Below are 25,634 nucleotides of genomic sequence, written 5' to 3'. Positions count from 1 at the left end.
AAAAGGTGCGGCTCACCAGCCGGTCTGCGGCCCGAACACGTACCGCTTCAGCGCCTTGCCCAGGCTGCGCCCGTCGGACACGGTCTCCGCATGCAGGCCGGCCTCGCGTGCGCCCTGCACGTTGGTGAACAGATCGTCGACGAACAGCGTGCTCGCCGCGTCCCAGCCGAGCAGGTCGAGTGCATGCGTGAACGTGGACGGTGCCGGCTTGCGCCGCTGCAGGCCGCCGCTGGTCAGCACCCGGCCTTCGATGCGGGTCGCCAGCGGCGCGACGATGCGCGGAATGGCCTGCGCCATCAGCGCGCCGTTGTTGGTCAGTACGCCCATCGTCACGTCCGCGTGCAGTGCGGCGATGCGTGCCAGCACGTCGTCGAGCGCGGTGCTGGCGGCCATCCGCGCAGCGATCCAGGCGGCTTCGTCGATCGTCGCGCCGAGACCTTCGCCCAGCCGTCGCAGGTAGGTCGCGGTGTCGATGGCGCCGCTGTCGTACTCGGTTTCCAGCCCGGAGACGAACAGCGTCGTACGCACATGCTCGTGTTCGCAGCCGGCGTGCGCCGCGAGGTGCGCGATGCGCACCTCGTGCCGGTAGTGCGCCAGGACGCCGTCGAAATCGAACAGCACCTGGTGGATGCGGGGCTTCATGCCGCGGCGACGACCTTGAAGGCTTCGCGCGCGGCGGCCAGCGTCGCCTCGATCACCTCCGGCGTATGCGCGCTGGACATGAAGCCGGCCTCGAACGCCGACGGCGCCAGGTACACGCCGCGCTCCAGCATGGCGTGGAAGAAGCGGTTGAACGCGGCGGTGTCGCAGGCCACGGCCTGGGCGTAGGTGTCGACCTGCTGGTCGGTGAAGAACAGGCCGAACATCGCGCCGACGCGCGTGGTGGTCAGCGGCACGCCGGCCTCGCGCGCGGCGGCTTGCATGCCTTCGCACAACGTCGCCGTCGCGGCGGCGAGACCGTCGTGGAAGCCCGGCGCCTGGATCAGCTCCAGCATCGCCAGACCCGCGGCCATCGCCACCGGATTGCCGCTCAGCGTGCCGGCCTGGTAGATCGGGCCGGCGGGTGCGATCTGCTGCATCAGGTCGCGGCGGCCGCCGTACGCACCCACCGGCATGCCGCCGCCGATGATCTTGCCGAAGGTGCTGAGGTCGGGGGTGATGCCGTAGTGCGCCTGCGCACCGCCGAGGGCCACGCGGAAGCCGGTCATCACTTCGTCGAAGATCAGCAGCGCGCCATGCTGCGTGCACAGCGCGCGCAGGTGCTGCAGATAGCCTTCGCGCGGCGGCAGGCAGTTGGCGTTGCCGACGACGGGTTCGATGATCAGGCAGGCAATCTCGCTGCCGCACTGCTCGAACAGCGCGGTCGCGCCCTCGAAGTCGTTGTAGCTCAGCGTCAGCGTCAGTTCGCTGAGGCCGGCCGGCACGCCGGGCGAGGTCGGCACGCCCAGCGTCAGCATGCCGCTGCCGGCCTTCACCAGGAACGAATCACCGTGGCCGTGGTAGCAACCCTCGAACTTGACGATGCGGTTGCGGCCGGTGGCGCCGCGCGCCAGCCGGATCGCCGACAGCGTGGCTTCGGTGCCGGAGTTGACCATGCGCACCATCTCGCACGACGGCACCAGCCGCGTGATGGTCTCGGCCATCGTCACTTCGGCCGGGCAGGGCGCGCCGTACGACAGGCCGTTCTGGATGGCGGCCTGCACGGCGTCGCGTACGGCCGGATGGTTGTGGCCGACGATCATCGGGCCCCACGAGCCCACGTAGTCGATGTAGCGGTTGCCATCCACGTCATGCAGGTACGCGCCATCGGCGCGCTGCACGAAGAACGGCTCGCCCCCGACCGACTTGAACGCGCGCACCGGCGAATTGACGCCGCCGGGCAGCAGTGCTTGGGCGCGGGTGAAGAGGGCGTGGGACTGGTCGTGGTTCATGGGGATTCCGGGAAGTAAAGGGGGCGTCTTGTGGGAGCGACGTCAGTCGCGATGAACCACCATCGGCCCATCATCGCGACTGACGTCGCTCCCACAGGAGCATCAGGCTCGGTCAAATTCGGCTCGGTAGGCCTGCGCAGCAACCACCGGATCGGCCGCCTCGAACACGCCGCCGATCACGGCGACCAGGTCGGCGCCGGCGGCGACCAGCGGGCCCATATTGTCCGGCGTTATGCCGCCTATCGCCACCCGCGGGACCGCCAGCGTCGTGGCATTGGTCAGCAGGGCGGGCATGGCGCGTCGCGTCGTGACCTTGCTGGTGGTCGGGAAGAAGGCGCCGAACGCCACATAGCTGGCGCCGGCGGCCACGGCGCGTTCGGCCAGCACGGCTTCGTCGTAGCACGAGGCGCCGACGATGGCATGCGGGCCCAAGCGGCGGCGCGCCGCGGCGAGATCGCCATCGTCTTCGCCCAGATGGACGCCGGCGGCGCCGACGGCCTCGGCCAGCGCGACATCGTCGTTGATGATCAGTGGCACGTCCGCCTGCGCGCACAGCCCCTGCAGTGCCGTGGCCTGTGCATGGCGGAGGCCGGCGTCCGCGTTCTTCTGCCGGTACTGCAGCCATGTCGCCTGCGGCAGCACCGCCGCCACGCGGGCCAGCAGGCGCGCGGTGTCGGGTTCTTCCGGGGTGATCAGGTACAGCCCGCGGGCACGGCGGACGGACGGTGGCAGCGAGGTCATCGGCGAACTTCCGGTGCGTGGGCGGCGATGGGACAATGGCCGCTCCTTCCAGCCGGCATTATCCGATGACCGACGCCACCACCACCATCTTCCGCACCTGGATGTGCGTGGTCTGCGGTTTCATCTACGACGAAGCCGAGGGCCTGCCCGAAGAAGGCATCGCCCCCGGCACGCGCTGGCAGGACATCCCGGACGACTGGACCTGCCCCGATTGCGGCGTGGGCAAGGACGATTTCGAGATGGTGGAGCTGGAGTAGGCGGCTTCCTGCATTCCCTGTAGGAGCGACGTGAGTCGCGACCGGGGCAGTCGGAAGTCCACGCCTCAACGCAGGTGCAGGATGGACCTATGTCGGCGATGGAAGGCCTGCGGCCAGAGGGAAGGTTGCGACGCCTTGCGGTCGCGACTTACGTCGCTCCTACAACAGCGCCAGTAGCTGCCCTCGCCTCAATGCATCCGCGAGGTACGCACCGCGCTGAGCTCCACCAGCTGTTCGCGCATCGCCGCCGCATCGTTCGCTTCCGGCGACAGTTGCAGGTAACGGGCCAGGTCGCGTTGCGCGCCCGCCCTGTAGTCCATCTTCAGGTAGGCCAGGCCGCGGTCGCGCAGCGCTTCGGGCTGGTCGGGCGTCAGCTTCAGCACGCGGTCGGCACTGCGCGCGGCGCGATCCCATTCCTCGCGCTCGGCGTAGACGCCATGCAGGTTGCGCAGGGTGCGCACCAGGATGGCGCGCGGCGAGGCGGGGTTGAGGATATGCAGCAGCGCGTTGTCGTCGGGCACATCGCCGCCCAGGTGGGGCTTGGCGCGCTCGCGCAGTTCGTCCACGCCCAGCGGACGGCCGCCGTTGAACGGGTCCATCACCAGCAGGCCATCGTCGACCGGCAGGCGGACCAGGAAATGGCCCGGGAACGACACGCCGTCCAGTGGCACGCCCAGACGGCGCGCGACTTCGATCTGCACCATCGCCAGCGATACCGGATTGCCGAGCCGGCGCTCGAACACCTGGTTGAGATAGCTGTTGCGGGGGTCGTAGTACTCGTCGTGGTTGCCGGTGTAGCCCAGCTCGTCGAACAGATGCCGGTTGATCGCGGCCATCTTCAGCGGCCACGGCTCGATGGTGTCGATCTCATGGCGCAGGTGCCCGGCATGGCTCTGCACCAGCGTGTCGTACAGGTCGGCGTCGAGATCGGGGTATTCGTCGCGCGCGATCAGCAGCGCGGTCTCCAGCAGCGGCACGGTGTCATCCGCCAGGCCGGCCAACGCATTCCATTCCGGCAATGTCAGTCGATCCCCCATGGCCACAGACTGCGGCCATTCGCCGCCACAATCAAGCCTCAGCGGACGGGCGGAATGCCCTTTCCGAGACCCAGTTCCGCACCGTCCTGCAGCTTCAGGCGTTCGGCTTCGCCGGCATTGAGCTCCAGCACGTAGCGGGCCGGCTGGGCGCTGGGATAGGTCGGGCAGCTGTCGCCGCCGGAACAGGGCGGCACGTTGCGCTGCTGGCTCACCAGCTTGCGCGCATTGTCGAAGTACAGGATGTCGAGCGGGATGCGCGTGTTCTTCATCCAGTACGCCAGCGGTTCTTCGGCGTCATGGATGAACAGCATGCCGGTGCCGGCCCCCAGTTCATCGCGGAACATCAGCCCGCGCGCGCGCTCGGTATCGTCGTCCGCGATCTCCACCGTGAAGCGTTCGCCACCGACTTCGACCCAAGGGCCGCCGTTGGCGCAGGCGCTGAGGAGGAGGGTAAAAGCGAGGACGGACACCTGGGAAAGACGCATGTCGAAATCCGACGGCAGGAAGAAGCCCCTAGTGTAGCGCCGGCGTCATCGGCCACCGTCGTCAGCCCAGCGGCAATCGCGCCGCCACGCGCTCGGCCACCTGCCGGTTGTCGCGGTAGTACGCGGCGTTGTCGGCCAGCGCCTGCCAGCGTTGCTGGTCCTCCACGTGGTGGCGCAGCTGGCGGACGACGCCCGTCAGCAAGCGGCGATGGCTGGCATCTTCCGCGCGCTGGGCGAGGTGCAGCAGGTCGAGCAGCAGCAGGATGCCGTCGTGGTTGCGTTCGGCCTGGCGTCGGGCGGCCAGGAACAGGCGATCGAGGCCTGCGGGCGGCAGGCGCGCGAGGCCGGGGTCGGCGAGGCTGTGGCCGGGATCCGCCTGCAGCAGGTGCAGGGCATCGTCGAGCGGTGGTGGCGACGCCTCGCGCGGCAGCAGCGGGAGGCCGTCCGTGTCGTCGGGCGGGAGCAGGTCCTGGGTGTCACGATCCTTCGAGGTCATCGGCGTCTTCCTGTGTCCGTGGGTGGCCTTGCATCGCGCGAAGGTCCGGCTGTGCGCACGGTGCGGGGCCACTCTATGAACTCAAAAAGTGCGCGTCAATTAACTTAGATAGTGAATAAGTGTGATGTCGCGCCGCTAACGTGGCCGGCATGGGCAATGAGCGCGAAAAATTCTCGCAACGGCTGGCGAATGCCATGCAGCAGGCGGGTTACGAAGCGCGTCCCACGGTGCTGTTCCACCTGTTCAACACCCACTACCGCGGTCGCTCGGTCACGTTCCAGACCACATCGCGCTGGCTGGCGGGTGGCGCCATTCCGGCGCAGGACAAGCTGCAGGTGATTGCCGATGTGCTGGGGGTGGAACCGCATGCCCTGCGCTTCGGCATGCCTGCACGGTCGCGCGTGGCGGAGACGCGCGCGACCTGGCCTGCCGGCGTCGGCAGTCGCGAACGCCAGGTGATCGACGCCTACCTGAAGCTGCCGCAGAAGAAGCGCGAGGTGGTCGGCGAGCTGGTGAAGATGCTGGCCGACGACGCGTAGGCGCGGGCCTGCGCCCGCGCGCCGCACTCAGCGCAGCACCACCGGCGGTTCGCCGCCGACGATCACGATGTCCGCCGGCCGGCGGGCGAACAGGCCCACCGCGACCACGCCTGGAATCTGGTTGATCTCGCGCTCCATCGCCACCGGATCGGTGATCGACAGGTTGTGGATGTCCAGCACCACGTTGCCGTTGTCGGTGGTCACGCCGTCGCGCCACACCGGCTGGCCGCCGGTCATCGCCAGGATCTCGCGCGCCACCAGGCTGCGTGCCATCGGGATCACTTCCACCGGCAGCGGGAACCTGCCCAGCACCGGCACCTGCTTGCTCGGGTCGACGATGCAGACGAACTGCCTGCTGGCTTCGGCGATGATCTTCTCGCGCGTCAGCGCCGCACCACCGCCCTTGATCAGCCGCTTGTGCGGATCGCACTCGTCGGCGCCGTCGACATACAGCGACAGCGTGCCGGTGTGGTTGAGGTCGAGCACCTCGATGCCGTGCTGCTTCAGGCGCGCCGTGCTCTGTTCGGAACTGGACACCGCACCCTTGATGCGGTCCTTGATCGCGCCCAGTGCATCGATGAAATACGCCACGGTGGAACCGGTGCCGACGCCGACGATCATGCCGTCCTCGACGAACTCGATGGCCTTCTCGCCGGCCAGACGCTTTGCTTCGCTCATGGGGTCATCTCAACAGGGAAAAGTCTGTAGGAGCGCCCCATGGGCGCGATGCTCTTTCTGGGACACGTCAGAAGCATCGCGCCCATGGGGCGCTCCTACGGGGTAAGGGGAAGGTCACTCCAGCGCCAGCAGGTACTTCCACTGCGCGGCGGTGACCGGCAGCACGGACAGGCGGCTGCCGCGCTGGATCAGGGCGAAGCCTTCGCCCAGCTCGTCGGCGTGCTGCTTGATCTCGTCCAGCGTGATGGTGCGCGTGAGCTTGCGCTCGAACTTCACGTCCACCAGCGACCAGCGCGGGTCTTCGCGCGTGCTCTTGGGGTCGTGGTAGTCGGACTTCGGATTGAATTGCGTCTCGTCCGGATACGCGACGCTCGCCACGGTCGCGGTGCCGACGATGCCCGGCTCCTTGCAGTTGGAGTGGTAGAACAGCACGCCGTCGCCCACCTGCATGCTGCGCATGAAGTTGCGTGCCTGGTAGTTGCGCACGCCGTTCCACGGCTCTGTGCCGACCTTCTTCAGGTCGTCGATGGAGAAGGCGTCCGGTTCGGACTTCATCAGCCAGTAGTGCTTGCGTGCCGTCATGGCGGGGCGTCCTGCAGGGAAGGAGAAAGCAGTGTGTCGCGCTCGGTGCAGACGGCGTCCAGCGGCACGTCCCAGGCCTGCGCATCGATCGTGTCGACACGCTGCGCCTCGAAGCCCACGCCCACCAGCCACGGCGGCGCGGGGCGCTGCAGGCGCGGCGCCAGGGTGCGGTCGTACCAGCCGCCGCCCATGCCGAGACGATGCCCGGCAAGGTCGAAGCCGACCAGCGGCACCGCGATCAGCGCCATCTCGGCGGCGGCAAGGCCCGAGCGTGGATCCACGTCGGGCTCCGGAATGCCGTAGCGGTTGGTCACCAGCCCATCGCCCGGTCGCCACGGCGCGAAGCGCAGCGTGGCGTCGTCCGAGAGCAACGGCAGGCAGTAGACCAGCGCCGGCGGCAGCCGCAGCTGCCAGCTGTGCAGGCCGATCTCGCCATCCATCGCCCAGTAGCCGGCCACGTAGCCGGTGGTGGGGAAGAACGGCAGCGCCAGCAGGCGCGTGGCCAGTGCATCGGCGCCGGCGATCCGTTCGGCGGCGGGCAGCGCACGACGACGGGCACGCAATTCTCGCCGCAGCGCATCGCGCTCGACGGTCATGGCGAAGAAGGGGAAGAAACAGGCATGCGCGAATTTTACGGCATGCGCACCGGCGTTGCCGGTGGGACCGCGGGAGCGGCGTCAGTCACGGCCCTGTGCGTCGGATCCCTTGTGCAATCGGCTTCGTTTCGAAGTCATCCCGCTCAAGGGCGGGTGCGACAGGACCGGCCGGGTCGCGGCTGATGCCGCTGCCGCGGGAAAAAATACGTCCTCCGCCATGCACGATGTTCGCGAAACGACCTTGAACCCGGGGTTCAAGTGGGAAGGTTGGGCAACCATCGGGCTTTCCGCTGCGAGGCAGACCTGCACTCCCGGTAACCGTCACCATCCCGTGGTCGTAATTAAGGGACAAGGCGAATGTTTGCGCTCACTGTCGAGTACAGCAGAGGACGCGAGGCCAGTATAGCGAGTGGGGATTTTTTGCCTAGCCCGTTCGTCGGCGGATTCAGTGCGCAGTCGGCGACGTGCGCACGGCGTTACGGTGTGCCGAGCACGCTGTCCAGTTTGCGGTGCAGATCCTGCAGCGTGCGTTCCACGTCGCGGTTGCGCGCGTGCTGTTCATCGCGCAGCTGTTGCAATTCGTGTGCCAGATTGAGCGCGGCCAGCACGGCGATGCGGTCCACCGCCGCCATGCGGTTGCTGCCGCGCACTTCGCGCATGCGGCTGTCCAGCAGCTTGGCCGCCGCCATCAGGCTGGAGCGCTCGTCGGGCGCGACGCCGACGGTGTATTCGCGGTCCAGCAGGTGGACGCTGACCGGCTCGTTGGCGCTCACGTGTGCTGCTCCAGGGATTTCAGGCGGCTGATCATCGCTTCCACCCGCGAACGCGCCTGTTCGTTCTTGGCCAGCAACTGCGAGCGCTCGCCGATCAGGTGTTCCTGCTGCTGGCGCAGGCTGCGGTTCTCGTCGGCCAGCCGCTGGCAGCGGTCCGCCACCTCCTGGATACGCGTGCTGAGCGCGCGGAGCTGGTCGAGGAGTTCGGCGGTATCCATGGCGGCCACGATAGGCATGCGGTCGGTGGCCGGTCAAGCGGCCGGGGCAGCTTACCCCCGTAGGAGCGGGCCATGCCCGCGATGCTTTTCGGTCGGACCGCGCAAGAGCATCGCGGGCATGGCCCGCTCCTACAGGCGTGTCCGTGCCCTGGCTGGCGCCGGATTCAGGAAGCGACGCGGATCCCCGAGCCGGGGTAGTAGTCGCGGATGAAGCGCAGGCACTGGTCGGCGCCCAGCGCCTGCGAGACCCAGTGCCCCTGCACCTCGTCGCAGCCATGGTTGCGCAGGAACTCGTACTGGTCCCAGGTTTCCACGCCTTCGGCCACCACCTTCAGCGCCAGCGACTGGCCCATGGTGATGATGGTGCTGGTGATCGCTTCGTCGTCAGTGTCGTGGGTCAGGTCGCTGATGAACTCGCGGTCGATCTTCAACGTGGTGAGCGGCAGCCGCTTCAGGTAGGCGAGCGACGAGTAGCCGGTGCCGAAGTCGTCGATCGCCAGCGAGATGCCCAGCCGGCGGCAGGCGCGCAGGGTGTCGGCGTTCTGCTCGGGGCTGGCCATCACCACGCTCTCGGTCAGCTCCAGCTCCAGCCGGTTGGCCGGCACGCCGGTTTCCTCCAGCGCGCGCGCCACGACCGTTTGCAGGTCGCCGCGCTGCAACTGGGTGGCGGACACGTTCACCGCCACGCTGAGCTCTTCCAGGCCGGCGTCGTGCCACTCGCGCAGGGTCATGCAGGCATTGCGCAGCGCCCAGGCGCCGAGTTCGAGGATCATTCCCGACTCTTCGGCCAGCGGGATGAACTGCGCCGGCGAGACCATGCCGAATTCCTTGCTGTCCCAGCGCAGCAGCGCCTCCACGCCGGTGATCCGCTGGCGCGAGATCGACAGGCGCGGCTGGAACACCAGCGACAGCTCGTTGCGGTCGATCGCGCGGCGCAACGCGCTGGCGAGGATGGCGCGATGGCGGTTCTTCTCGTCCATCGACTCCGAATACACCTGGTAGGTGTGCCGTCCCATCGCCTTGGCCTGGTACATGGCGGTGTCGGCGTGCTTGAGCAGCTCGGTGGGCACCTGGGCATGTTCGGGATACAGGCTGATGCCGATCGACGGCGACACCGCCAGCTCCAGCCGCTCGCCGAAGTTCAGCGGCGTGCGGAAGGCGTGGATGATGCGCTGGGCCACGTCTTCGGCATCGGGCATGCCGTTGATGTCCTCCAGCACCACGGTGAACTCGTCGCCGCTCAGGCGGGCCACCGTGTGCTGGGTGCCGACGGTCTGCTGCACGCGCGCGGCGGCCGAGCGCAGGATGCGGTCGCCGGTGGCGTGGCCGAGCGAATCGTTGATGTCCTTGAAGCGGTCCAGGTCGATGAACAGCACCGCGACATGCCCGTGCTCGCGGCGTGCCCGCACGATCGCGCGCGACAGGCGCTCGGACAGCAGCGAGCGGTTGGGCAGGCTGGTCAGGGTGTCGTAGTTGGCCAGGTAGCGCAGTTCCTGTTCGGCGCGCTTCTGCTCGGTGATGTCGGTGAGCACCTGCACGTAAAGCGGGCGCTCGCCGCTGGCGTCCGGCACCACGTTGGTCTCGATGCGGCAGAGGATCTCCTCGCCGTCCTTGCGCACCTTCCAGATCTCGCCCGACCAGCGCCCGGTCAGGCGCAGCTCGCGGTGCATGCGCTCGAAGAACGAATCCTCGTGCTGGTCGCTGTCCAGCATGGTCATCGGTTGGCCGATGACTTCCTCTTCCGCATACCCGGTGATGCGGGTGAAGGCCGGGTTGATGGTGATGAACTGGTGCGCCCAGTCCAGCACGGCCACGGCCTCGTTCATGCTGCGCATCACTTCGCCGGCGATGCGGTGCTCGTACTCGGCGTTGCGGCTGGCGGTGATGTCGCGGGCGGTGCCGGCGATGCGGATCGGCTGGCCTTCGCCGTCGCGCTCGACCACGCGGCCGCGCGCGCGCACCCACACCCAGGTGCCGTTGCCCTGCATGTCCATGCGGTGTTCGGACATGAAGAGCGGCGTCTTGCCCTGCAGGTGCTGGCGCAGCCGTTCCTGCACCAGCGGCAGGTCTTCATCGTGGATGGTGGGCACTTCGCCCTGGCGCGTGAGCACGGTGATGTCGGCGGTCTGCACGGCGGTTTCGTCCGCGCGCATGCGGTAGAGCCGGCGCTGCACCAGGTCGTAGTCCCAGAACTGCTCGCCCGAGGCCCACAGCGCCAGCTTCAGGCGCTCGTCGCGGTTGCGCAGGGTTTCGCTGCGCAGCGGCTCCTGCGGCGCCTGCCGGCTCGCCAGCCAGGCCTGCCACCAGCGGCGCGTGCCGATCACGATCACGCCCACCAGCACCACGCCCGCCAGTCCCATGGCCAGCCGGGACGACAGCGGGGACGCCGTTGCCAGAATTGCAGCGACAGGAAAGGCGTGCATGGAGGGGGACGATCGTCCGCGGTGTAGGCAATACGCGAGTTTAGGCATGCGCAGACACGCACAACAAGGAGGGCGGCGGGTTTTCGTTGGTACACTTGCACGGGTGTCCGAAACCCTTGGCGGATTGCGTTCTCTTATGCCCGACCTTCCCGAAATCGCCGATGTCGCGGCCGTGTCCCGCCAGCTTGGCCTGGCCATGGACGCGTCGGAACTGCATGGTGCGCTGTGCGGCTGGCTGGCCGGCGGCGGCACCGCCGACGACACCTGGCTGGCGCGCGCGCTGGCCGACGACCAGTTGCCGGCGCCCACCTCCGGCAGTGCGTTGGACCAGTTGCGCCAGTGCGCCGTCGCCCAGCTGGAAGACCGCAGCTTCGCCTTCGATCTGCTGTTGCCTGCCGCGGACCGTCCGCTGGACGAGCGCGCGGAGGCGCTGTTCGCGTGGTGCCAGGGATTCCTGGGTGCGTTCGGACTGGCCGCGGGCGCCTCGCCGCCGCTGTCGGAGGAAGGTCAGGAGGCGTTGCAGGATCTCGCACGCCTGGCCCAGGCCTCGCCCGAGAGCAGCGATGACGAGGAAGATGAGGACGCGCTGGCCGAACTGGAAGAATTCGTCCGCGTCGCCGTCCTGCTGCTGCATGGCGACTGCGTGCTCGGGCCCCGGCATCGCCGGAGCCTGAACTGATGAAGGCGGTCGCCGGCATCGGCGCGGCGGAGTTCGCCCGCCGCCGCAGGCAGCTGATGCGCCTGGCCGGCAACGACGCCATCCTGGTGCTGCCCGCCGCCGCCGAGCGCGTGCGCAGCCACGACACCCATTACCCGTACCGGCAGGATTCGGACTTCTGGTACCTCAGCGGCTTTCCCGAGCCGGAGGCCGTGCTGGTGCTGGTGCCCGGCCGCAAGCATGGCGAGACGATCCTGTTCTGCCGCGAGCGCGATCCCGAGCGCGAAGGCTGGGACGGCCCGCGCGCCGGCCAGGACGGCGCCGTCAACGACTACGGCATGGACGATGCCTACCCGATCGACGACCTCGACGAGATCCTGCCCGGCCTGCTGGAAGGCCGCTCGCGCGTCTACTACCACTTCGGCCGCGATGCCGACTTCGACCTCAAGCTGATCGGCTGGGTGCGCCACGTGCGCGCGCACATCAAGCAGGGCGCGCAGCCGCCGCACGAGTTCCTCGAACTGGGCCACCTGCTGCACGACCTGCGGCTGTTCAAGTCGAAGGACGAGATCAAGCTGATGCAGCGCGCCGCCGACATCAGCGTGGACGCGCACCGCGCGGCGATGCGTGCAGCGCGTCCCGGCATCCGCGAGTACGAACTGCAGGCCGACCTGGAGCGCGTGTTCCGCGCCAACGACGCCTGGCCGGCCTACAACAGCATCGTCGGCGCCGGTCGCAACGCCTGCGTGCTGCATTACCGCGCCAACACGGCGCAGGCGCGCGACGGCGAGCTGGTGCTGATCGACGCCGGCGCCGAGTACCGCGGCTATGCCGCCGACATCACCCGCACGTTCCCGGTCAACGGCCGCTTCACGCCGGCACAGCGCGCGCTGCACGACCTGGTCGGCGAGGCGCAGAAAGCCGCACTGGCCTGTGCCCGCGTCGGCGTGCCGTACGAGGCCGGCCACGTGGCGGCGGTCGAAACGCTGACCGAGGGCCTGCTCAAGCTCGGCCTGCTGAAGGGCAAGCTGGAAAAGAACCTGGCCGAAGGCAGCTACCGCCGCTTCTACCGCCACAAGACCGGCCACTGGCTGGGCCTGGACGTGCACGACGTGGGCGACTACCGCATCGACGGCCAGTCGCGCCTGCTGGAAGCCGGCATGGTCTTCACCATCGAGCCCGGCCTGTACGTGGGCCACGACGACGTGACGGTCGACGCCAAGTGGCGCGGCATCGGCATCCGCACCGAAGACGACGTGCTGGTCACCGCCGGCAAACCGGTGGTGCTGACCGACGCGCTGGCGCGCAGCGCCGACGAGATCGAAGCGGCGATGGGGGGGTGAGAGGTGAGCCATGGATATGCACGACGCTGACGGAAAACTCATGGTTCTCGGACAGAAGGTTCTCGTTCTTGAGCTGGACTCCAGGATCCTCGAGTCTCTTGATCCTGAGGAGCGCGCGGTCGTTGATGAGATGCTATCGGGGCCCTTTGAGGTTTGCGAGTTCAGCGAGAGATATGCGTACGTAGAAGCGGGAAAGGAATTCCCTCAAGGGTGGGAATTTCATAAGTTCGCCGTGCCTCCCGATAAGCTAAGGATCGTGCCTGTTTGACAATGGCGCTTGGGGGAGGAATTCCAGATGGCCACCGTCGGCGAGGCTGCCACTTTAGTCCCGACGTTCCCCCGGTTTCGTAGACACCTGCAAGCCTGAAAGTGGTCGGTTTCTCACACAAGAGGCCTGAGAGCCCTGCTCGCCATGACGCCGGCGTGCCGGTCGGGTCAGGCTACGTCGCCCCATCGGGCTGGCCCGGCGTGCGCGAGGCCGCGGGCAGCGCCAGGGACACGACTGCCGCCAGCAGGATCAGCACCGCGGAGATCGCCAGGCATGCCGTGAGGCCCCACGTCTGGAAGACCCAGCCCGACAGCACGGTGCCGAGCAGGCGGCCCATCGCGTTGGCCATGTAATAGAACCCGACGTCGAGCGACACGCCGTCCTCGCTGGCGTAGCTGACGATCAGATAGCTGTGCAGGGCGGAGTTGAGTGCGAACAGCACGCCGAACACCGTCAGCCCGACCACCAGCACCCCGCTGGGCGAGCTGCCGTAGGCAAGCAGCGCCGCCATCACGGCGGGAACCGCGGCCAGCACGAACGCCCACCCGGTCGCCGCGCGTCCGTCGGGCACCTTGCCCGCCTTCCGGCCGGTCAGGTAGGGCGCGAACGACTGGACGATGCCGTAGCCGATGATCCACGCGGCCAGGAAGCCGCCGACCTGCCAGAAATCCCATCCGAGCGTGGCGGCCAGGAATACCGGCAGGGCGACCACGAACCAGACATCGCGCGCGCCGAACAGGAACATGCGCGCCGCCGACAGCAGGTTGATGGCGCGGCTCTTGGAAAAGATGTCGCGGAACTTCGGCTTGGCCTTCGCCTTGCCCAGGTCGCGCTTGAGCAGCACCAGGCTGAGCATCCACACCAGCAGCAAAGCACCGGCCATCACGGCCACGGCGGTCGCAAAACCGAGCGTGGTCAGCAGGGCGCCGCCGAGAAAGAAGCCGATGCCCTTCAGCGCGTTCTTCGATCCCGTCAGCGCCGCCACCCACCGGTACAGCGTGCCTTGCTGCCCGCCAGGCACCAGCAGCTTGATGCTGCTCTTGGCGCTCATCTTGTTGAGGTCCTTGGCGACGCCGGACAGCGCCTGCGCCGCCATCACCCACGGCACCGTCAGCCACACCGCCGGCACCAGCAGCATGGACAGCGCGATGACCTGCATGGCCAGCCCGATGTTCATGGTCCGGTTGAGCCCGATCCGGGCACCCAGCCAGCCGCCGACCAGGTTGGTGATGACGCCGAAGACTTCGTAGAACAGGAACAGCATCGCGATCTGCAGCGGGCTGTAGCCCAGCTGGTGGAAGTGCAGCACCACCAGCATGCGCAGCGCGCCGTCGGTCAGGGTGAAAGCCCAGTAGTTGCCGGTGATCAGCAGGTACTGGCGGACGTCGGCCGACAGGCGCGCGAGCATCGGGGTCAGCCCGCCTTGCCGACCAGCTGCACGAGTTCGGCGGTACGGTTCACGTAGCCCCACTCGTTGTCGTACCAAGCGTACAGCTTCACCTGCGTGCCGTTGATCACCATCGTGGACAGTGCATCGATGATGCTGGAGCGCGGATCGGTGCGGTAGTCGATGGACACCAGCGGACGCGCCTCGTAACCGAGGATGCCGGCCAGTTCGCCCTCGGCCGCGCGCTGCAGCAGCGCGTTCACTTCCTCCACCGTGGTCGCACGTTCCACTTCGAACACGCAGTCGGTCAGCGACGCATTGGTCAGCGGCACGCGCACGGCGTGCCCGTTCAAGCGGCCCTTCAACTCGGGGAAGATCTCGGCAATGGCCGTCGCCGAGCCGGTCGAGGTCGGGATCAGGCTGCTGCCGCACGCGCGTGCCCGGCGCAGGTCCTTGTGTGGCGCGTCCACGATCACCTGGGTATTGGTCAGGCTGTGGATGGTGGTCAGGCTGCCGTGGCGGATGCCGATGCCTTCGTGGATCACCTTGACCACCGGCGCGAAGCAGTTGGTCGTGCACGAGGCGGCGGAGACGATGCGATGCTGCACCGGATCGAAGCGGTGATGGTTCACGCCGACCACCACATCAAGCACGCCGGGCGACTTCACCGGCGCCGTCACCACGACGCGCTTCACCCCCTGGTCCAGGTACGGCTGCAGCACGTCCGGCTTGCGGAACTTGCCCGAGGACTCGATGACCACGTCGCAGCCGGACCAGTCGGTGGCCGCGATGTCCGTGTTCCGCGTCACCGGGATGCGTTGGCCCTCGATCACCAGCGCGTCGCCGTCGGCGTGGATGTCGCGGTTCCAACGGCCGTGGATCGAATCGAACGCCAGCAGATGCGCCAGCGTGGCGGCATCGCCTGCGGGGTCATTGATCTGGACGAACTGGAGGTCTGGGTTTTCCCAGGCCGCACGCAAGGTGAGGCGGCCCATGCGGCCGAAGCCGTTGATGCCAACGCGGAGGGTCATGAAGGAGGCTTTCGTTCAGTGGGGAAGAGGAAGAGGGAAGTGGATCCGGGTCACGACGCCGTGCCGATCTCGCGGACCCGGGTTTCCAGCGCCAGGCGATCCAGCGCCTCCGGCTTCAGCGCCATCAGCAACGACAGGCGATGCTGGAGCAACTGCAGTGCCTTGCCGAAGGCCTTGTGCACCTGCTCCTGCGAGCCGGCCACGGAGGCGGGATCTTCGATGCCCCAGTGCGCCGTTACCGGATGGCCGGGCCAGAGCGGACACGCCTCACCGGCGGCCTTGTCGCAGACGGTGATGATCAGGTCCATCGGCGGCGCATCCGGCGTGGCGAATTCGTCCCAGGGCTTGCTGCGCAAGCCGTCCGTCGCGATGCCCGCTTCGTCCAGCACCTGCAGCGCCATCGGGTGCACGCGCCCGCGCGGATGGCTGCCCGCGCTGTAGGCGCGGAAGCGGCTCTTGGCCAGTTGGTTGGCCAGGGCTTCGGCCAGGATGCTGCGGGCGGAATTTCCCGTGCACAGGAACAGCAGGTTGTAGGGGCGGTCCATGGGATGTCCTGAAGGGTGGGATTAGGCGCGGCGTTCGTACCAGGGCTTCGAGGCGTTGACGATGCGCACGACGGACAACATCACCGGCACTTCCACCAGCACACCGACGACGGTGGCCAGTGCCGCACCCGAGTGCACGCCGAAGACGCCTACCGCGGTGGCGACCGCGAGCTCGAAGAAGTTGCTGGCGCCGATCAGCGCCGAGGGGCCGGCCACGCAGTGCGCGACGCCGAGCTTGCGGTTGAGCCAGTAGGACACGCCCGCGTTGAGATACACCTGGATCAGGATCGGCACCGCCAGCATCGCGATGATCAGCGGCTGGTCGACGATCTGCCGGCCCTGGAAGCCGAACAGCAGCACCAGCGTGAGCAGCAGCGCACCCAACGACACCGGGCCCAGCCGTTTCAGCAGCGTCTGCAGCGCCGCGTCGCCGCCGGTGCGCAGCACCCAGTGCCTCACCAGCACGGCCACGATCACCGGCACCACGATGTACAGGCCCACCGAGATCAGCAGCGTGGACCAGGGGACGGTGATGGAGGAGATCCCCAGCAGCAGCCCCACGATCGGCGCGAACGCCACCACCATGATCGCGTCGTTCAGCGCGACCTGGCTCAGGGTGAAGCGCGGCTCGCCGTCGCAGAGGTGGCTCCACACGAACACCATCGCCGTGCACGGCGCCGCCGCCAGCAGGATCAGTCCCGCGACGTAGGAATCGATCTGCGCGGCCGGCAGATGGTCGGCAAAGACATGGCGGATGAAGATCCACGCCAGCAGTGCCATCGAGAACGGTTTGATGGCCCAGTTCACGAACACCGTGACGCCGATGCCTTTCCAGTGCTGCCGGACCTCCCCCAGCGCGGCGAAGTCGATCTTCAGCAGCATCGGGATGATCATCAGCCAGATCAGCAGCGCGACCGGCAGATTGACCTTGGCGACTTCCAGCGCGCCCAGCGTTTCAAAGGCAGCCGGGAAGAGGTAGCCCAGGCCCGTGCCGACCACGATGCACAGCGCGACCCACAGCGTCAGGTGGCGCTCGAACGCGCCCATCCGTTGCGACAGGGGCACGGCCCCGGACGACGCGGCGGGCGCTGCCGTCATCTGCGCGTCTTCCTGGTCTTGCTCGCGGCGGGCATGCAGGCCATGTCGGCCTTGCCGCCACAGCAATTGTGGGTCAGGAATTCGATCAGCGCGTTCATTTGCCCGAAGTCCGCGCGGTAACAGATGTAGCGGCCACGCTGTTCCCCTTCGATGAGACCGGCATTGCTCAGTTCCTTCAGATGGAACGACAGCGTGGCGCCGGGAAGCGCCAGCGCTTCGGCGATCTCCCCGACCATCCGGCCCTCGGGCCCTGCCTCGACCAGCAGGCGGAAGACGGAGAGACGGGTGGTCTGACCCAGGGCGGCCAGGGCTGCGGTTGCGGTCTTTATTTCCATTAAACTAGAATATTGGAATAAACGAAGGGTAGCAATCTTCCATGACAGAAATGCGACTGCCCCATGTGGTGCCGGCGGCCCTCGAGATGCCGGACGGCGAGAGGCTAGGCCTGGCCGGTCCCGGTCATCCGCCGCGCATCCTGATCCTCTACGGCTCGCTGCGTCCGCAGTCCTTCAGCCGCAAGCTGGCGCTGGAAGCCGAGCGTCTGTTGCAGCACTTCGGGGCGGAGACGCGGGTGTTCGATCCCCACGACCTGCCGCTGCTGGACAGCGTGGGCAAGGACCATCCCAAGGTGCAGGAACTGCGCGCGCTCTCCGAATGGTCCGAGGGGCAGGTGTGGGTCAGCCCGGAGCGCCATGGCACGCTCACCGCCGTGTTCAAGAACCAGATCGACTGGCTGCCGCTGGAAGAAGGGGGCATGCGTCCCACGCAAGGCCGCACCCTGGCGGTCATGCAGGTCTGCGGCGGTTCCCAGTCATTCAACGTGGTCAACGCGCTGCGCGTGCTGGGCCGCTGGATGCGGATGGTGACCATCCCCAACCAGTCCTCCGTACCGAAGGCCTGGCAGGAGTTCGACGACGAAGGACGGATGAAGCCTTCTTCCTACTACGATCGCGTGGTCGACGTGATGGAAGAGTTGGTGAAGTTCACCCTCATGGTGCGCGGCCACAGCGCCTACCTGACCAGCCGCTACAGCGAGCGGAAGGGCGACCTGGCTGCAAGGGAGCTGGCGTCCGCATCCGCGGCCGTCGAATGACGCAGCGGTCGTCCTGGGCTGATCCATCGCCGGACGTCCTGCGCAGCCGCGGCAACGCGCGTCAGTGCTCGCCCTTGCGCCAGGCTGCCGGCGTTTCGTTGGTCACGTCCTGGGCGCGGGCGGGCGCGGCTTCCAGCGGCCGGATTTCCAGCGTCAGCCCGTAGGCGAGACAGGGATTCTGCGCCGCGATCCGCGCGGCGTCTTCCAGCGACGCGGCGACGATGAACCAGTAGCCGCCCACCAGTTCCTTCGCCTCGGTGAACGGGCCGTCGGTGATCCCGTCGCGTGAGACCTGTTTGCCGCGATTCTCCAGCCGGCTGCCGGGCTTGAGCACGCCCTCGGCCAGGCCCTTCTCGTACCACGCGTAGAAACGGTCAATGGCGTCCTGCACGTCTTCTTTCGAGGCGGTCTCGTCCCACTGGCCACGGGAGAGGAGGAGGTAGTCGGAAGTCGTCATGGATCACTCGTGAGCAGGAGGCGCTGGTAAGCGCGCGAGGAAGGGTTACCTCATGCCTGCGGGCACATCGCGCCCGCCGCATGCTACGCGTTGCCGCGTGTCGATGATGCACCGGGACCACGTGCGCGCCATGACGGCGGCTTGCCTTGCCAGCCGCGAGGCGATAGCGTCGGCGCGGCGCAGGGAGAGCATCGCATGGGCATACGCAGCAGGATCGTCGTCCTCATCGCAGGGGCATGCATGGCCGGGGCGCAAGCCGCGACCCCACCCACGACACTCGGCGGACCAGAACCGGAAGCCATGGAAGCACTGCTGGATCGCGAGGCACCGCCTGCGGCGCGCGACCGCGCCATGCAGCAACTGGTTGCCAGCGCGCAGGCGGGCGACGGCCATGCGGCGTTCTACCTCGGCGCGCTGTACCGCCATGGTATGGACCATCCCGCACGCCGCGTGGAACGCGATGTGGAAACAGCGCGCTTCTGGCTGGAGAAATGCGTGGCATCGCCACGGTGCCCGCTGGTCGCATTGGCCTCGCTGGCGGAACTGGAGCTCGCCGTCGGCAACGCCAAGCCGGCGATGCAGTGGGCACAGGCCTGGGTGGTGCTCGATCGCGAACAGGAAAAGCGCACGCGTGGTGATCGTCCGCAGGACAACACCCATGACATGCCTTACCGGAACACCGCGTACCACGCCTTCCTGATCGACCGCTGCTACAAGGCGATGGCGCCGGCCCGCGATGTCGATGCGCTCGGCCGCAGCTGGTTCCAGGAACTGGCCCGCACGCACGGTGGCCATCTGGACCGCATGTTGCAGGCCTCGCTGGAGGACACGCCTGCCGGCGGCGAAGACGGCGGCGATGTCCGCCCGCGCCTGCAGATCGCCACCGAGGCGCAGCGCACGAAGATCATGGGCGGCGACGCGCGCATTCCCCTGGGTCCGTCGCTGGGCCTCTTCCTCTACCGCGGGAATCCCGCTGGCGGTCGTGCCGACGGCCTCTGGATGATCGAGGCGCTGCCCAATCCCGCCGGCGCCCGCGGCCTGGAGGCGCAGGCGCGCTCGGTCCGCACGCTGCCGTACACGCCCGCCGCCGATGGTCGCCGCGCGTATGCCTATCTGCCCATGACCTTCAACGATGGGGTCTGGTCGCTGACGCCGCAGCGGTGAGTGGCTGGCCGTCGCTCGCCTTCAGGCGAACCTCAGCGCATCAACCGGCACGCACCCGTCGGCAAGGCCTTCCGCCTCCCGCTTCAGACTGTCCGCTTCAACAGCCTGATCGGACGGATGCCATGCCGTTGCTCGGCCGCATGGGCCGTGGCAGCCAGTTCCGCGAGATTCAACTGGTACAGCTCCAGGAAGGCGTCCTCCAGCGGCGAGGTGACCTGGATGAACTGGATATCGTCGCCACCCGCACTGGAGAGCCGGCCACAGCGACCGCGCAGATGCTGTCCCAGCGACGGCCCGTCACGCAGCAGGATGCCATCCAGATCGGCGAGCAGTTGCAACGTCTGCTCGCGATAGCGCACGCCCAGGCGACTGACATGCTGGCGCAGGGAAGGATCGTCGCCGCGCATGCCACCGTGCAGCCACAGGCAAACGCGCCCCTCGTTGAAGATGCGCTGCAGGCGGGGCCAGACATCGTGCAGGTGCTGCAGTACGCCGAGGCGTGCCCGGGCGTCACTGCGCGCAGACTCGTCCAGCGCGGCGACGGCGTGTTGCAGGCGGCGCGCAGACACGGCAAGGATGCGCGCGGCCAGCTTGCGGTCGGGCGTGTCGTCCGCCACGCAGGCGGCATGATCCTCGCGCAGCCTGGCGCCATCGGGTAGCGACGCGTCGGGCATGAGGAAGTCGACCTGCAGGTCGATCAACGTCACCCACAACGACAGCTGCCCGGCTTTTTCGCGCCGGCGCTCCAGCCGCTGCCAGAGACCGCTGGCGTCGGGTCCGAGCCGGCGGAGCTCATCCACGCAGCCCTGCCAGTCGAGGGCTGACGCCGGCAGCCGCGAGCCCTCAGACGGATCGAGCAGTGGGGCCACGCCGATCATGCCGTTGGTGTAGCCGTCCCAGACCCGTGCCAACGTTTCCGGGAGCCGGCCCAGTCCCAGCAGCTGCGCACCGTCGACCAGGTTGCGCGGGCCGAATTCCAGCTCCAGACCCCGGTAGAAGTGCTCGGTCACGCTGCGGCACAGGGCGGGGAAATCGGCGAAGAGCGCGGAGGCGGGGCGTTCGTCGCGGAACAGGCCCGCCGCCCGCAAGGCCTGTGCGTTGGCGATGCGGGCCTGGTCGGCGGGATGCGAATCCCAATAGCGCGTTTCATCGTCCGCATCGAGCTGCTCGGCCACCCTGCGCCAGTCGTCATCGGTCCACTGGGCGAGCCGCAGGCCTACGGTCGCCGGCAGGTCGCCGACCAGCTTGCCCTCGCGCCAGATCTTGCGATTGAGCTGGTCCACTTCATGCAGCGAGCGCGCAAGCGCGCGCAGGCGCAGCGCCGTATCGGCGAAACCGTCGCTGCCCACCACGATGGCCTCGTAGCGGTCGGCATCGAACTCCATCTCCTGCGACAGCCGTTGGCTCATGCGGAAGCTCACCTGGAACAGGCCGCGCATCAGCATCCGCGTCAGCCACAGGCACCAGAGCGTGAAGGCGCAGGTCAACTGCACGTAGCCGCCATTGCTCTCATCCGCGGCCCAGCGGCGCAGTCGTTCATCCCAAGCGTCGGGATGGTAGGCACGCGATTCCAGCCAGCGGTTCACGCCGTGGATGAGCACGGCGGCGCGCATGCCGCCCTGTTGCGCGAAATGCCCGAACTCGTGCGCCAACACGCCCACCAGTTGCCGGGCACTCATGCCCGCCACCAGCGGCAGGCCGATGGTCAGTGTCTTGTGCCCACGCAACAGGCCCGCCAGGCCGGGACTGAACTGCACCCAGGCATTGGCCTGGTGGCTGAGGCGAATCTGGTGCGGGGGCCGGATGCCGATGGCCTGGCTGAGGGCATGGACCGCGCCGGTGAACTGCATGTCGTCGTGGGGCGAGAGCGGTACGGCATCGGGTTCCTGCGCGCGGGGCGCGAACAGGGGCTTGAGCATGAACAGGATCATCACGCTGACGGCGAACCCCGGCACGATCCACGCCAGTGCCACGAGCAGGTTGAAGCGTCCGCGGGGTGCCCAGTCTGCGTAGTAGTGGTAGCCCAGCGACGCCAGGCCGACGATCAGGCCGAGATAAAGCAGCGGCATCAGGCAGGAGAGCAGCGCGACCAGCCAGAGGAAGAACGTGTACAGCGGTTTTGTGGGTGGTCGCGGGATCGAACCCGGTGGCAGCCGCTGCAGGGAATGCGCGGGGGTATCGTCGTTGGCGGAGGAAGGAACGGCAGTGGACACAGGCGCGGCAAGCGACATCGACTCGACTTCCATGGCAAGTGAGGTATCGCAGGATCACAGCAGTCGGTCGAGGCTTGCGTCCCCACGCATCACCTCGTCTTCCCCGCGTGCCACTCCTGCGCGGCGGCACGCGAGGAGCATATCAGTCCGTGGGAGCGCGAAGCAGGTCCCCGGCGGTGCGCATGGGCAAGGCAACCATCACTGTTGCATGTCTCACTGTTCCGGCGTGATTGCACGCTTGCGATCGACCCCGTCGGGGAGTGAGCGCGTACCGCCCTGTCGAACGGCAGCCTGCGTCTACGGACTATGCGCGTGCCAGTGCCATGACCAGCAACACGCCCCACAGCCCCAGCACCGCCAGGAAGTTCACGGTGAACACCAGGCCACGCAGGCGCACGTTCGTGGTCAGTATCTGCACGGCGCTGTGCAGCAGGCGGCCGCCGACGAAGAGCCACGCCAGCGCGATCGCCATGGCGCTGGTGCCGAGCAGCATCAGCAGCACGCAGGCCACATGGAAGAACAGCGGCCACTCGAACTGGTTGGACAGGTTGGCGCCGATGCGGGGTTCCAACGAGGCGAACGGATTGCTGCCGTCGGCGCGTCGGCCGATGCCCCAGATCGCCGGCGCACGCGCGACGGTCAGCAGCACGTAGAGCAACGCCGCCAGCGCGACGTGCGCGGTCATCGGCAGGAGCAGGGCGGTGTCCACGTCAAATCACCGCCTGCGTCGCGAGATAGGCCGCACCGAGTGCGGCGAATAGTCCCAGCAGGAGGATGAGACCGAAGCGCAGGCGGAACGGGATGTCTGGCTTGCCGTAACGCTGCTCGGCCTGCCGCCGGTCCAGTCGCCAGCCGTGGTGGCATTCGGTGCAGGCGAGTTGGTAACGCCGCCCGTAGACGAAGCCGAACAGCAGATCGAACTCGCCGTACTTGTAGGCGAGCTGCGGCTGGAAGTCGCGCTCCTCATCGCAATGCGGGCAATGCTGCGGCTCCGGTTCGCCCACCGTTACCACGCGTTCGCCTTGGCCGATCATGAGCATCATGGGCGGTGTCCCATTGCCGGCATGCGCATTCTCCTGCGGATCGGAAGGATTCTGTGGTGGCATCGGGACAACGTCAAACCGATGCCGCAGTGCCTGTATCCAAGACGGTGCCGACTCAATCCCCGTCACCGCCGCCGCACTCGCCGATGCCATGGTCGTCAGGCCTTCCATCCACGGCACACGGGCCATCAACGAACGCGGTCTTGTCCACCGTCATGGCTTCGTCACGTGATTGCGACGCCACGAACGTCAGGCAGACAATGGCGCCGACGATGGGAATCAGCCAGACGACGAGCAGTTGCAGGAAGCGCTGCGTGCCGTTGAAGCTGGGACTTCGCAGGACGACGACGGTGCTGATGGTGTTCAGTGTCGCCACGAGCAGCAGGCCCAGGATCACAAGCGATGTCATCGAATCCCCTTCATCACTTCGGTGACCGGAACCTGGAACTTCATGAAGCCCTCAGGCGTTCAGCAAGCGTAGCCCGGGTAAGCGTAGCGCACCCGGGACGCTTTGCAGGCGAAGATATGGAGTCCCGGGTGCGGCCAATGGCCTTGCCCGGGCTACGACATTACGTGTCCAGAATGATCGTACCTGTCAGGTCGGCTTGGCGGGGGCGGTAGCCGCGATCAATCAGTGCGCAGGCCAGCGCCGCCGTGCGTTCCTGCCTACGCGAACCTTGGCCAGCAAAGAGCGCCAAATCCCCCTCCTGCAGGGATTGCGCGATGTCCGGTCCTGCGATGCCGGAGACGAGACGCGAGGCCTCATCCATTTCCTGTGGCTCGGGGTGCTCCGGCAAATTGGCGAGGGCGGCGGGATGGCTGAAGGCGAATTCGTGCGCGTGGTTCGAAGCGAGCAAGGTGTCGATGTCTGCCGCACTGGCGCGGTCGTTGAGAGAGCTCGCCTCAATGTCCAGGGCACCCCTGAGCAGATTCGCGGTCACGCAGGTATCGCGAGCGCTTCCCTTGGCCGCGTCCACCAGTCTGATCTTGACGTAATGAGGCGAAGTGGACATCGAACGCATGGCGTCGAGGAACGCGTCATGGTCCTGCATGCCAACATCCTGGCGCGCGCAAGACGCAACCAGGAAGGCGCACAACCCGAGCTTCACGCGATATCCGGCCATGGCTCCCCCTGCTGACGTGCCATTCCTGGCGCTACGCTACTTTGCTTCCGCAAACGCTGGCCGCGTCAGGTTGTCGGCATCTCTATCGGTGCACAGCACTTCATCCTCGATGCGGATGCCGCCGTAGGGACGGAACACATCGACGCGTGCCCAGTCGACGCTGGCGGCGTGGCCGTTTTTCTTCACCTCGTCCAGCAGCAGGTCGATGAAGTACAGGCCCGGTTCGATGGTCACCACCATGCCGGGTTCCAGCACGCGGGTCATGCGCAGGTAGGGATGGCCGGCGGGGCGTTCGATGCGGCCGCCGCGATCGCTGGCGGCGAAGCCGGCCACGTCGTGCACCTGCAGGCCGATGGGATGGCCCAGGCCGTGCGGGAAGAACGCCGCGCTGACGCCGGTGGCCACGGCCGCTTCCGGCGACACGGTGATCACGCCGAAGTCCTTCAGGATGCCCATCAGCGTGTGATGCGCGTCCACGTGCAGCTGCTTGTAGTCCACGTTCGCGCGCACACCGGCGCACATGCGCTGTTGTGCGGCGTCGACGGCGTCGATCATCGCCTGGAACTCGCTGCCTTTGTCGTAGGCGTAGGTGCGGGTGATGTCGCTGGCGTAACCATGGAAGCTGGCGCCGGCATCGATCAGGAAACTGCGTAGCGGGTCGGGCGCAACGCGCTGCAGTTCCATGTAGTGGAGGATCGCCGCGTGCTCATTGAGGCCGATGATGTTGCTGTAGGGCAGGTCGTTGGCGTCCTGGCCCACCGCCGTGCAGTAGGCCATATGGATGCCGAACTCGCTCTCGCCCGCGCGGAACGCGGCTTCGGCGGCGCGGTGGCCGCGCACGGCCAGGCGCTGTGCCTGCCGCATCAGCGCGATCTCGTACGGCGTCTTGTACGAACGCTGGTACTCCAGGTACTGGATCACCGGTTCGGGATTGTTCGGCACATGGTCGCCGAGCGCGCTTTGCGGCTCGCCGAGGATCGCGCTGCGTGCGGCCGGTGGCAGCAGGGCGCTGGCCTCTTCCGGCTTGCGGATGATGTGGATGTCGACGTGGTCCACCCACCAGCCGCTGGGCGCGCCCGGCACCACGTGCCAGTAGTCGAACGGCTGGTAGAAGATCACCTTCGGCCGCTGGCCCGGCGTGTACACCAGCCAGCTGTACGGCAGGCGCGTGAGTGGCAGCCAGGCCTTGAACTGCGGGTTGACCGCATACGGATAGTCGCGGTCGTCGAAGACCTGCCAATGCTGCGTGCCGCTGGGCACGACCAGATGGTCGAAGCCGCCGCGCGCCAGCGCTTCGTCCGCGCGCCGCTTCATCGTCGCCAGGTGGTCGGCGTACAGCGGAACGAGGTCGGTGTCGAAGGAGGCGGGTGCGTTCATGGCGGCGGCTCGTACGAATGAGCCGCCATTCTGCCGCAATCGTTCCGCGTGGGCCTTGCGGCGATGGTCGCCTGGCG

Annotated in this window: 31 protein-coding genes and 1 other RNA gene; 7 read left to right on the top strand and 25 right to left on the bottom strand. The window is 67.6% G+C overall.

Going from position 1 to position 25,634, the window contains the following annotated elements:
- Window positions 1–12: 12 nt before the first annotated feature.
- The 3 genes from MMG85_RS03215 to thiE all read right to left on the bottom strand — a co-directional run bounded on the left by MMG85_RS03215 (window position 13) and on the right by thiE (window position 2,672).
- A complete protein-coding gene (locus MMG85_RS03215) occupies window positions 13–642 on the bottom strand; it encodes an HAD-IA family hydrolase (protein WP_241044702.1) in 630 nt (209 codons plus the stop codon).
- Window positions 639–1,931, bottom strand: a complete 1,293-nt coding sequence (hemL, locus tag MMG85_RS03210) for a glutamate-1-semialdehyde 2,1-aminomutase (protein ID WP_241044701.1) — start codon at window positions 1,929–1,931, stop codon at window positions 639–641. The genes MMG85_RS03215 and hemL overlap by 4 nt, the downstream gene beginning before the upstream one ends.
- A gap of 102 nt (window positions 1,932–2,033) precedes the next feature.
- A complete protein-coding gene (gene thiE, locus MMG85_RS03205; protein WP_241044700.1) occupies window positions 2,034–2,672 on the bottom strand; it encodes a thiamine phosphate synthase in 639 nt (212 codons plus the stop codon).
- 35 nt (window positions 2,673–2,707) lie between these two features.
- On the opposite strand from thiE, the gene MMG85_RS03200 reads away from it, so the two are divergent.
- On the top strand, window positions 2,708–2,929 hold the full coding sequence (locus MMG85_RS03200; protein WP_241044699.1) for a rubredoxin: 222 nt from the start codon (window positions 2,708–2,710) through the stop codon (window positions 2,927–2,929).
- Window positions 2,930–3,117: 188 nt separating this feature from the next.
- Here MMG85_RS03200 and MMG85_RS03195 read toward each other — a convergent pair whose 3' ends face one another.
- The 3 genes from MMG85_RS03195 to MMG85_RS03185 all read right to left on the bottom strand — a co-directional run bounded on the left by MMG85_RS03195 (window position 3,118) and on the right by MMG85_RS03185 (window position 4,947).
- Window positions 3,118–3,966 carry a SirB1 family protein gene (locus MMG85_RS03195; RefSeq protein ID WP_241044698.1) on the bottom strand — a complete coding sequence of 283 codons (849 nt, stop codon included), beginning with the start codon at window positions 3,964–3,966 and terminating at the stop codon, window positions 3,118–3,120.
- A 38-nt stretch (window positions 3,967–4,004) separates the two neighbouring features.
- On the bottom strand, window positions 4,005–4,451 hold the full coding sequence (locus MMG85_RS03190) for a DUF192 domain-containing protein (RefSeq protein ID WP_241044697.1): 447 nt from the start codon (window positions 4,449–4,451) through the stop codon (window positions 4,005–4,007).
- Between the two features lie 61 nt (window positions 4,452–4,512).
- On the bottom strand, window positions 4,513–4,947 hold the full coding sequence (locus tag MMG85_RS03185) for a hypothetical protein (protein WP_241044696.1): 435 nt from the start codon (window positions 4,945–4,947) through the stop codon (window positions 4,513–4,515).
- A 149-nt stretch (window positions 4,948–5,096) separates the two neighbouring features.
- Between MMG85_RS03185 and MMG85_RS03180 the strand changes: the two genes are divergently transcribed.
- Window positions 5,097–5,486, top strand: coding sequence for a hypothetical protein (locus MMG85_RS03180; RefSeq protein ID WP_241044695.1), 390 nt, complete (start codon window positions 5,097–5,099; stop codon window positions 5,484–5,486).
- Between the two features lie 27 nt (window positions 5,487–5,513).
- Here the strand turns inward: MMG85_RS03180 and rpiA are convergent, their stop codons facing one another.
- The 7 genes from rpiA to MMG85_RS03145 all read right to left on the bottom strand — a co-directional run bounded on the left by rpiA (window position 5,514) and on the right by MMG85_RS03145 (window position 10,756).
- Entirely contained in the window at window positions 5,514–6,164 is a 651-nt protein-coding gene (gene rpiA, locus MMG85_RS03175) for a ribose-5-phosphate isomerase RpiA (protein ID WP_241044694.1), read from the bottom strand.
- Between the two features lie 114 nt (window positions 6,165–6,278).
- Window positions 6,279–6,746 (bottom strand): EVE domain-containing protein, encoded by a 468-nt coding sequence (locus tag MMG85_RS03170; RefSeq protein WP_241044693.1) that lies wholly within the window; start codon window positions 6,744–6,746, stop codon window positions 6,279–6,281.
- Window positions 6,743–7,342: a 5-formyltetrahydrofolate cyclo-ligase gene (locus tag MMG85_RS03165; protein ID WP_241044692.1), complete on the bottom strand. Its 600-nt coding sequence runs from the start codon at window positions 7,340–7,342 to the stop codon at window positions 6,743–6,745. The genes MMG85_RS03170 and MMG85_RS03165 overlap by 4 nt, the downstream gene beginning before the upstream one ends.
- Window positions 7,343–7,547: 205 nt before the next feature.
- Window positions 7,548–7,734: non-coding RNA, 6S RNA (ssrS, locus tag MMG85_RS03160), on the bottom strand.
- An 84-nt stretch (window positions 7,735–7,818) separates the two neighbouring features.
- Window positions 7,819–8,115 (bottom strand): cell division protein ZapA, encoded by a 297-nt coding sequence (locus MMG85_RS03155; RefSeq protein WP_055940037.1) that lies wholly within the window; start codon window positions 8,113–8,115, stop codon window positions 7,819–7,821.
- On the bottom strand, window positions 8,112–8,333 hold the full coding sequence (locus tag MMG85_RS03150) for a TIGR02449 family protein (protein WP_241044691.1): 222 nt from the start codon (window positions 8,331–8,333) through the stop codon (window positions 8,112–8,114). The genes MMG85_RS03155 and MMG85_RS03150 overlap by 4 nt, the downstream gene beginning before the upstream one ends.
- A 164-nt stretch (window positions 8,334–8,497) precedes the next feature.
- A complete protein-coding gene (locus MMG85_RS03145) occupies window positions 8,498–10,756 on the bottom strand; it encodes a GGDEF and EAL domain-containing protein (protein ID WP_241044690.1) in 2,259 nt (752 codons plus the stop codon).
- Window positions 10,757–10,892: 136 nt separating this feature from the next.
- Between MMG85_RS03145 and MMG85_RS03140 the strand changes: the two genes are divergently transcribed.
- From MMG85_RS03140 to MMG85_RS03130, 3 genes are read left to right on the top strand one after another with little or no spacing between them, the layout of a single operon-like run.
- Window positions 10,893–11,435, top strand: coding sequence for a UPF0149 family protein (locus MMG85_RS03140; RefSeq protein WP_241044689.1), 543 nt, complete (start codon window positions 10,893–10,895; stop codon window positions 11,433–11,435).
- Window positions 11,435–12,757: an aminopeptidase P N-terminal domain-containing protein gene (locus MMG85_RS03135; protein WP_241044688.1), complete on the top strand. Its 1,323-nt coding sequence runs from the start codon at window positions 11,435–11,437 to the stop codon at window positions 12,755–12,757. The genes MMG85_RS03140 and MMG85_RS03135 overlap by 1 nt, the downstream gene beginning before the upstream one ends.
- A 10-nt stretch (window positions 12,758–12,767) precedes the next feature.
- Window positions 12,768–13,025, top strand: coding sequence for a hypothetical protein (locus MMG85_RS03130; protein WP_241044687.1), 258 nt, complete (start codon window positions 12,768–12,770; stop codon window positions 13,023–13,025).
- A 172-nt stretch (window positions 13,026–13,197) separates the two neighbouring features.
- Here MMG85_RS03130 and arsJ read toward each other — a convergent pair whose 3' ends face one another.
- From arsJ to MMG85_RS03105, 5 genes are read right to left on the bottom strand one after another with little or no spacing between them, the layout of a single operon-like run.
- Window positions 13,198–14,433 (bottom strand): organoarsenical effux MFS transporter ArsJ, encoded by a 1,236-nt coding sequence (gene arsJ / locus MMG85_RS03125; protein ID WP_241044686.1) that lies wholly within the window; start codon window positions 14,431–14,433, stop codon window positions 13,198–13,200.
- Between the two features lie 5 nt (window positions 14,434–14,438).
- The gene (locus tag MMG85_RS03120; protein ID WP_241044685.1) at window positions 14,439–15,443 is read right to left on the bottom strand and encodes an ArsJ-associated glyceraldehyde-3-phosphate dehydrogenase; all 1,005 of its coding nucleotides are present in this window, start codon (window positions 15,441–15,443) and stop codon (window positions 14,439–14,441) included.
- 50 nt (window positions 15,444–15,493) lie between these two features.
- On the bottom strand, window positions 15,494–15,988 hold the full coding sequence (locus MMG85_RS03115; protein WP_241044684.1) for an arsenate reductase ArsC: 495 nt from the start codon (window positions 15,986–15,988) through the stop codon (window positions 15,494–15,496).
- Window positions 15,989–16,009: 21 nt separating this feature from the next.
- Window positions 16,010–17,035, bottom strand: coding sequence for an ACR3 family arsenite efflux transporter (gene arsB / locus MMG85_RS03110; protein ID WP_241044770.1), 1,026 nt, complete (start codon window positions 17,033–17,035; stop codon window positions 16,010–16,012).
- Window positions 17,036–17,082: 47 nt separating this feature from the next.
- A complete protein-coding gene (locus MMG85_RS03105; protein WP_241044683.1) occupies window positions 17,083–17,421 on the bottom strand; it encodes a metalloregulator ArsR/SmtB family transcription factor in 339 nt (112 codons plus the stop codon).
- A 41-nt stretch (window positions 17,422–17,462) separates the two neighbouring features.
- Here MMG85_RS03105 and arsH point away from each other — a divergent pair, with 41 nt between their 5' ends.
- Complete coding sequence (gene arsH, locus MMG85_RS03100) at window positions 17,463–18,179, top strand: arsenical resistance protein ArsH (protein WP_277399710.1); 717 nt, start codon at window positions 17,463–17,465, stop codon at window positions 18,177–18,179.
- 61 nt (window positions 18,180–18,240) lie between these two features.
- Here the strand turns inward: arsH and MMG85_RS03095 are convergent, their stop codons facing one another.
- Window positions 18,241–18,636 carry a YciI family protein gene (locus MMG85_RS03095; RefSeq protein ID WP_241044682.1) on the bottom strand — a complete coding sequence of 132 codons (396 nt, stop codon included), beginning with the start codon at window positions 18,634–18,636 and terminating at the stop codon, window positions 18,241–18,243.
- 300 nt (window positions 18,637–18,936) lie between these two features.
- Between MMG85_RS03095 and MMG85_RS03090 the strand changes: the two genes are divergently transcribed.
- Window positions 18,937–19,800: a hypothetical protein gene (locus MMG85_RS03090; protein ID WP_241044681.1), complete on the top strand. Its 864-nt coding sequence runs from the start codon at window positions 18,937–18,939 to the stop codon at window positions 19,798–19,800.
- Window positions 19,801–19,883: 83 nt separating this feature from the next.
- On the opposite strand, the gene MMG85_RS03085 is transcribed toward MMG85_RS03090, so the two are convergent.
- The 6 genes from MMG85_RS03085 to pepQ form a co-directional block, all read right to left on the bottom strand.
- On the bottom strand, window positions 19,884–22,046 hold the full coding sequence (locus tag MMG85_RS03085) for a M48 family metallopeptidase (protein WP_241044680.1): 2,163 nt from the start codon (window positions 22,044–22,046) through the stop codon (window positions 19,884–19,886).
- Between the two features lie 271 nt (window positions 22,047–22,317).
- Window positions 22,318–22,722, bottom strand: a complete 405-nt coding sequence (locus tag MMG85_RS03080; RefSeq protein WP_241044679.1) for an MAPEG family protein — start codon at window positions 22,720–22,722, stop codon at window positions 22,318–22,320.
- A 1-nt stretch (window position 22,723) separates the two neighbouring features.
- Window positions 22,724–23,047 carry a hypothetical protein gene (locus MMG85_RS03075; protein ID WP_345778832.1) on the bottom strand — a complete coding sequence of 108 codons (324 nt, stop codon included), beginning with the start codon at window positions 23,045–23,047 and terminating at the stop codon, window positions 22,724–22,726.
- Between the two features lie 124 nt (window positions 23,048–23,171).
- Complete coding sequence (locus tag MMG85_RS03070) at window positions 23,172–23,453, bottom strand: hypothetical protein (protein WP_241044678.1); 282 nt, start codon at window positions 23,451–23,453, stop codon at window positions 23,172–23,174.
- A gap of 172 nt (window positions 23,454–23,625) precedes the next feature.
- Window positions 23,626–24,180 (bottom strand): hypothetical protein, encoded by a 555-nt coding sequence (locus tag MMG85_RS03065; protein ID WP_241044677.1) that lies wholly within the window; start codon window positions 24,178–24,180, stop codon window positions 23,626–23,628.
- A 36-nt stretch (window positions 24,181–24,216) separates the two neighbouring features.
- Entirely contained in the window at window positions 24,217–25,557 is a 1,341-nt protein-coding gene (gene pepQ / locus MMG85_RS03060; RefSeq protein WP_241044676.1) for a Xaa-Pro dipeptidase, read from the bottom strand.
- Between the last annotated feature and the right edge of the window lie 77 nt (window positions 25,558–25,634).

The organism is Pseudoxanthomonas sp. LH2527 (genome assembly GCF_022539275.1).
Lineage (GTDB): Bacteria > Pseudomonadota > Gammaproteobacteria > Xanthomonadales > Xanthomonadaceae > Pseudoxanthomonas_A.
This window is presented reverse-complemented; position numbering and strand designations above follow the sequence as displayed.

Bases quoted from the DNA above. Each gene is read 5' to 3' on its own strand.
- MMG85_RS03215 (WP_241044702.1), bottom strand. From the start codon at position 642: ATGAAGCCCCGCATCCACCAGGTGCTGTTCGATTTCGACGGCGTCCTG.
- hemL (WP_241044701.1), bottom strand. From the start codon at position 1,931: ATGAACCACGACCAGTCCCACGCCCTCTTCACCCGCGCCCAAGCACTG.
- thiE (WP_241044700.1), bottom strand. From the start codon at position 2,672: ATGACCTCGCTGCCACCGTCCGTCCGCCGTGCCCGCGGGCTGTACCTG.
- MMG85_RS03200 (WP_241044699.1), top strand. From the start codon at position 2,708: ATGGCCGCTCCTTCCAGCCGGCATTATCCGATGACCGACGCCACCACC.
- MMG85_RS03195 (WP_241044698.1), bottom strand. From the start codon at position 3,966: ATGGGGGATCGACTGACATTGCCGGAATGGAATGCGTTGGCCGGCCTG.
- MMG85_RS03190 (WP_241044697.1), bottom strand. From the start codon at position 4,451: ATGCGTCTTTCCCAGGTGTCCGTCCTCGCTTTTACCCTCCTCCTCAGC.
- MMG85_RS03185 (WP_241044696.1), bottom strand. From the start codon at position 4,947: ATGACCTCGAAGGATCGTGACACCCAGGACCTGCTCCCGCCCGACGAC.
- MMG85_RS03180 (WP_241044695.1), top strand. From the start codon at position 5,097: ATGGGCAATGAGCGCGAAAAATTCTCGCAACGGCTGGCGAATGCCATG.
- rpiA (WP_241044694.1), bottom strand. From the start codon at position 6,164: ATGAGCGAAGCAAAGCGTCTGGCCGGCGAGAAGGCCATCGAGTTCGTC.
- MMG85_RS03170 (WP_241044693.1), bottom strand. From the start codon at position 6,746: ATGACGGCACGCAAGCACTACTGGCTGATGAAGTCCGAACCGGACGCC.
- MMG85_RS03165 (WP_241044692.1), bottom strand. From the start codon at position 7,342: ATGACCGTCGAGCGCGATGCGCTGCGGCGAGAATTGCGTGCCCGTCGT.
- MMG85_RS03150 (WP_241044691.1), bottom strand. From the start codon at position 8,333: ATGGATACCGCCGAACTCCTCGACCAGCTCCGCGCGCTCAGCACGCGT.
- MMG85_RS03145 (WP_241044690.1), bottom strand. From the start codon at position 10,756: ATGCACGCCTTTCCTGTCGCTGCAATTCTGGCAACGGCGTCCCCGCTG.
- MMG85_RS03140 (WP_241044689.1), top strand. From the start codon at position 10,893: ATGCCCGACCTTCCCGAAATCGCCGATGTCGCGGCCGTGTCCCGCCAG.
- MMG85_RS03135 (WP_241044688.1), top strand. From the start codon at position 11,435: ATGAAGGCGGTCGCCGGCATCGGCGCGGCGGAGTTCGCCCGCCGCCGC.
- MMG85_RS03130 (WP_241044687.1), top strand. From the start codon at position 12,768: ATGGATATGCACGACGCTGACGGAAAACTCATGGTTCTCGGACAGAAG.
- arsJ (WP_241044686.1), bottom strand. From the start codon at position 14,433: ATGCTCGCGCGCCTGTCGGCCGACGTCCGCCAGTACCTGCTGATCACC.
- MMG85_RS03120 (WP_241044685.1), bottom strand. From the start codon at position 15,443: ATGACCCTCCGCGTTGGCATCAACGGCTTCGGCCGCATGGGCCGCCTC.
- MMG85_RS03115 (WP_241044684.1), bottom strand. From the start codon at position 15,988: ATGGACCGCCCCTACAACCTGCTGTTCCTGTGCACGGGAAATTCCGCC.
- arsB (WP_241044770.1), bottom strand. From the start codon at position 17,035: ATGGGCGCGTTCGAGCGCCACCTGACGCTGTGGGTCGCGCTGTGCATC.
- MMG85_RS03105 (WP_241044683.1), bottom strand. From the start codon at position 17,421: ATGGAAATAAAGACCGCAACCGCAGCCCTGGCCGCCCTGGGTCAGACC.
- arsH (WP_277399710.1), top strand. From the start codon at position 17,463: ATGACAGAAATGCGACTGCCCCATGTGGTGCCGGCGGCCCTCGAGATG.
- MMG85_RS03095 (WP_241044682.1), bottom strand. From the start codon at position 18,636: ATGACGACTTCCGACTACCTCCTCCTCTCCCGTGGCCAGTGGGACGAG.
- MMG85_RS03090 (WP_241044681.1), top strand. From the start codon at position 18,937: ATGGAAGCACTGCTGGATCGCGAGGCACCGCCTGCGGCGCGCGACCGC.
- MMG85_RS03085 (WP_241044680.1), bottom strand. From the start codon at position 22,046: ATGGAAGTCGAGTCGATGTCGCTTGCCGCGCCTGTGTCCACTGCCGTT.
- MMG85_RS03075 (WP_345778832.1), bottom strand. From the start codon at position 23,047: ATGATCGGCCAAGGCGAACGCGTGGTAACGGTGGGCGAACCGGAGCCG.
- MMG85_RS03065 (WP_241044677.1), bottom strand. From the start codon at position 24,180: ATGGCCGGATATCGCGTGAAGCTCGGGTTGTGCGCCTTCCTGGTTGCG.
- pepQ (WP_241044676.1), bottom strand. From the start codon at position 25,557: ATGAACGCACCCGCCTCCTTCGACACCGACCTCGTTCCGCTGTACGCC.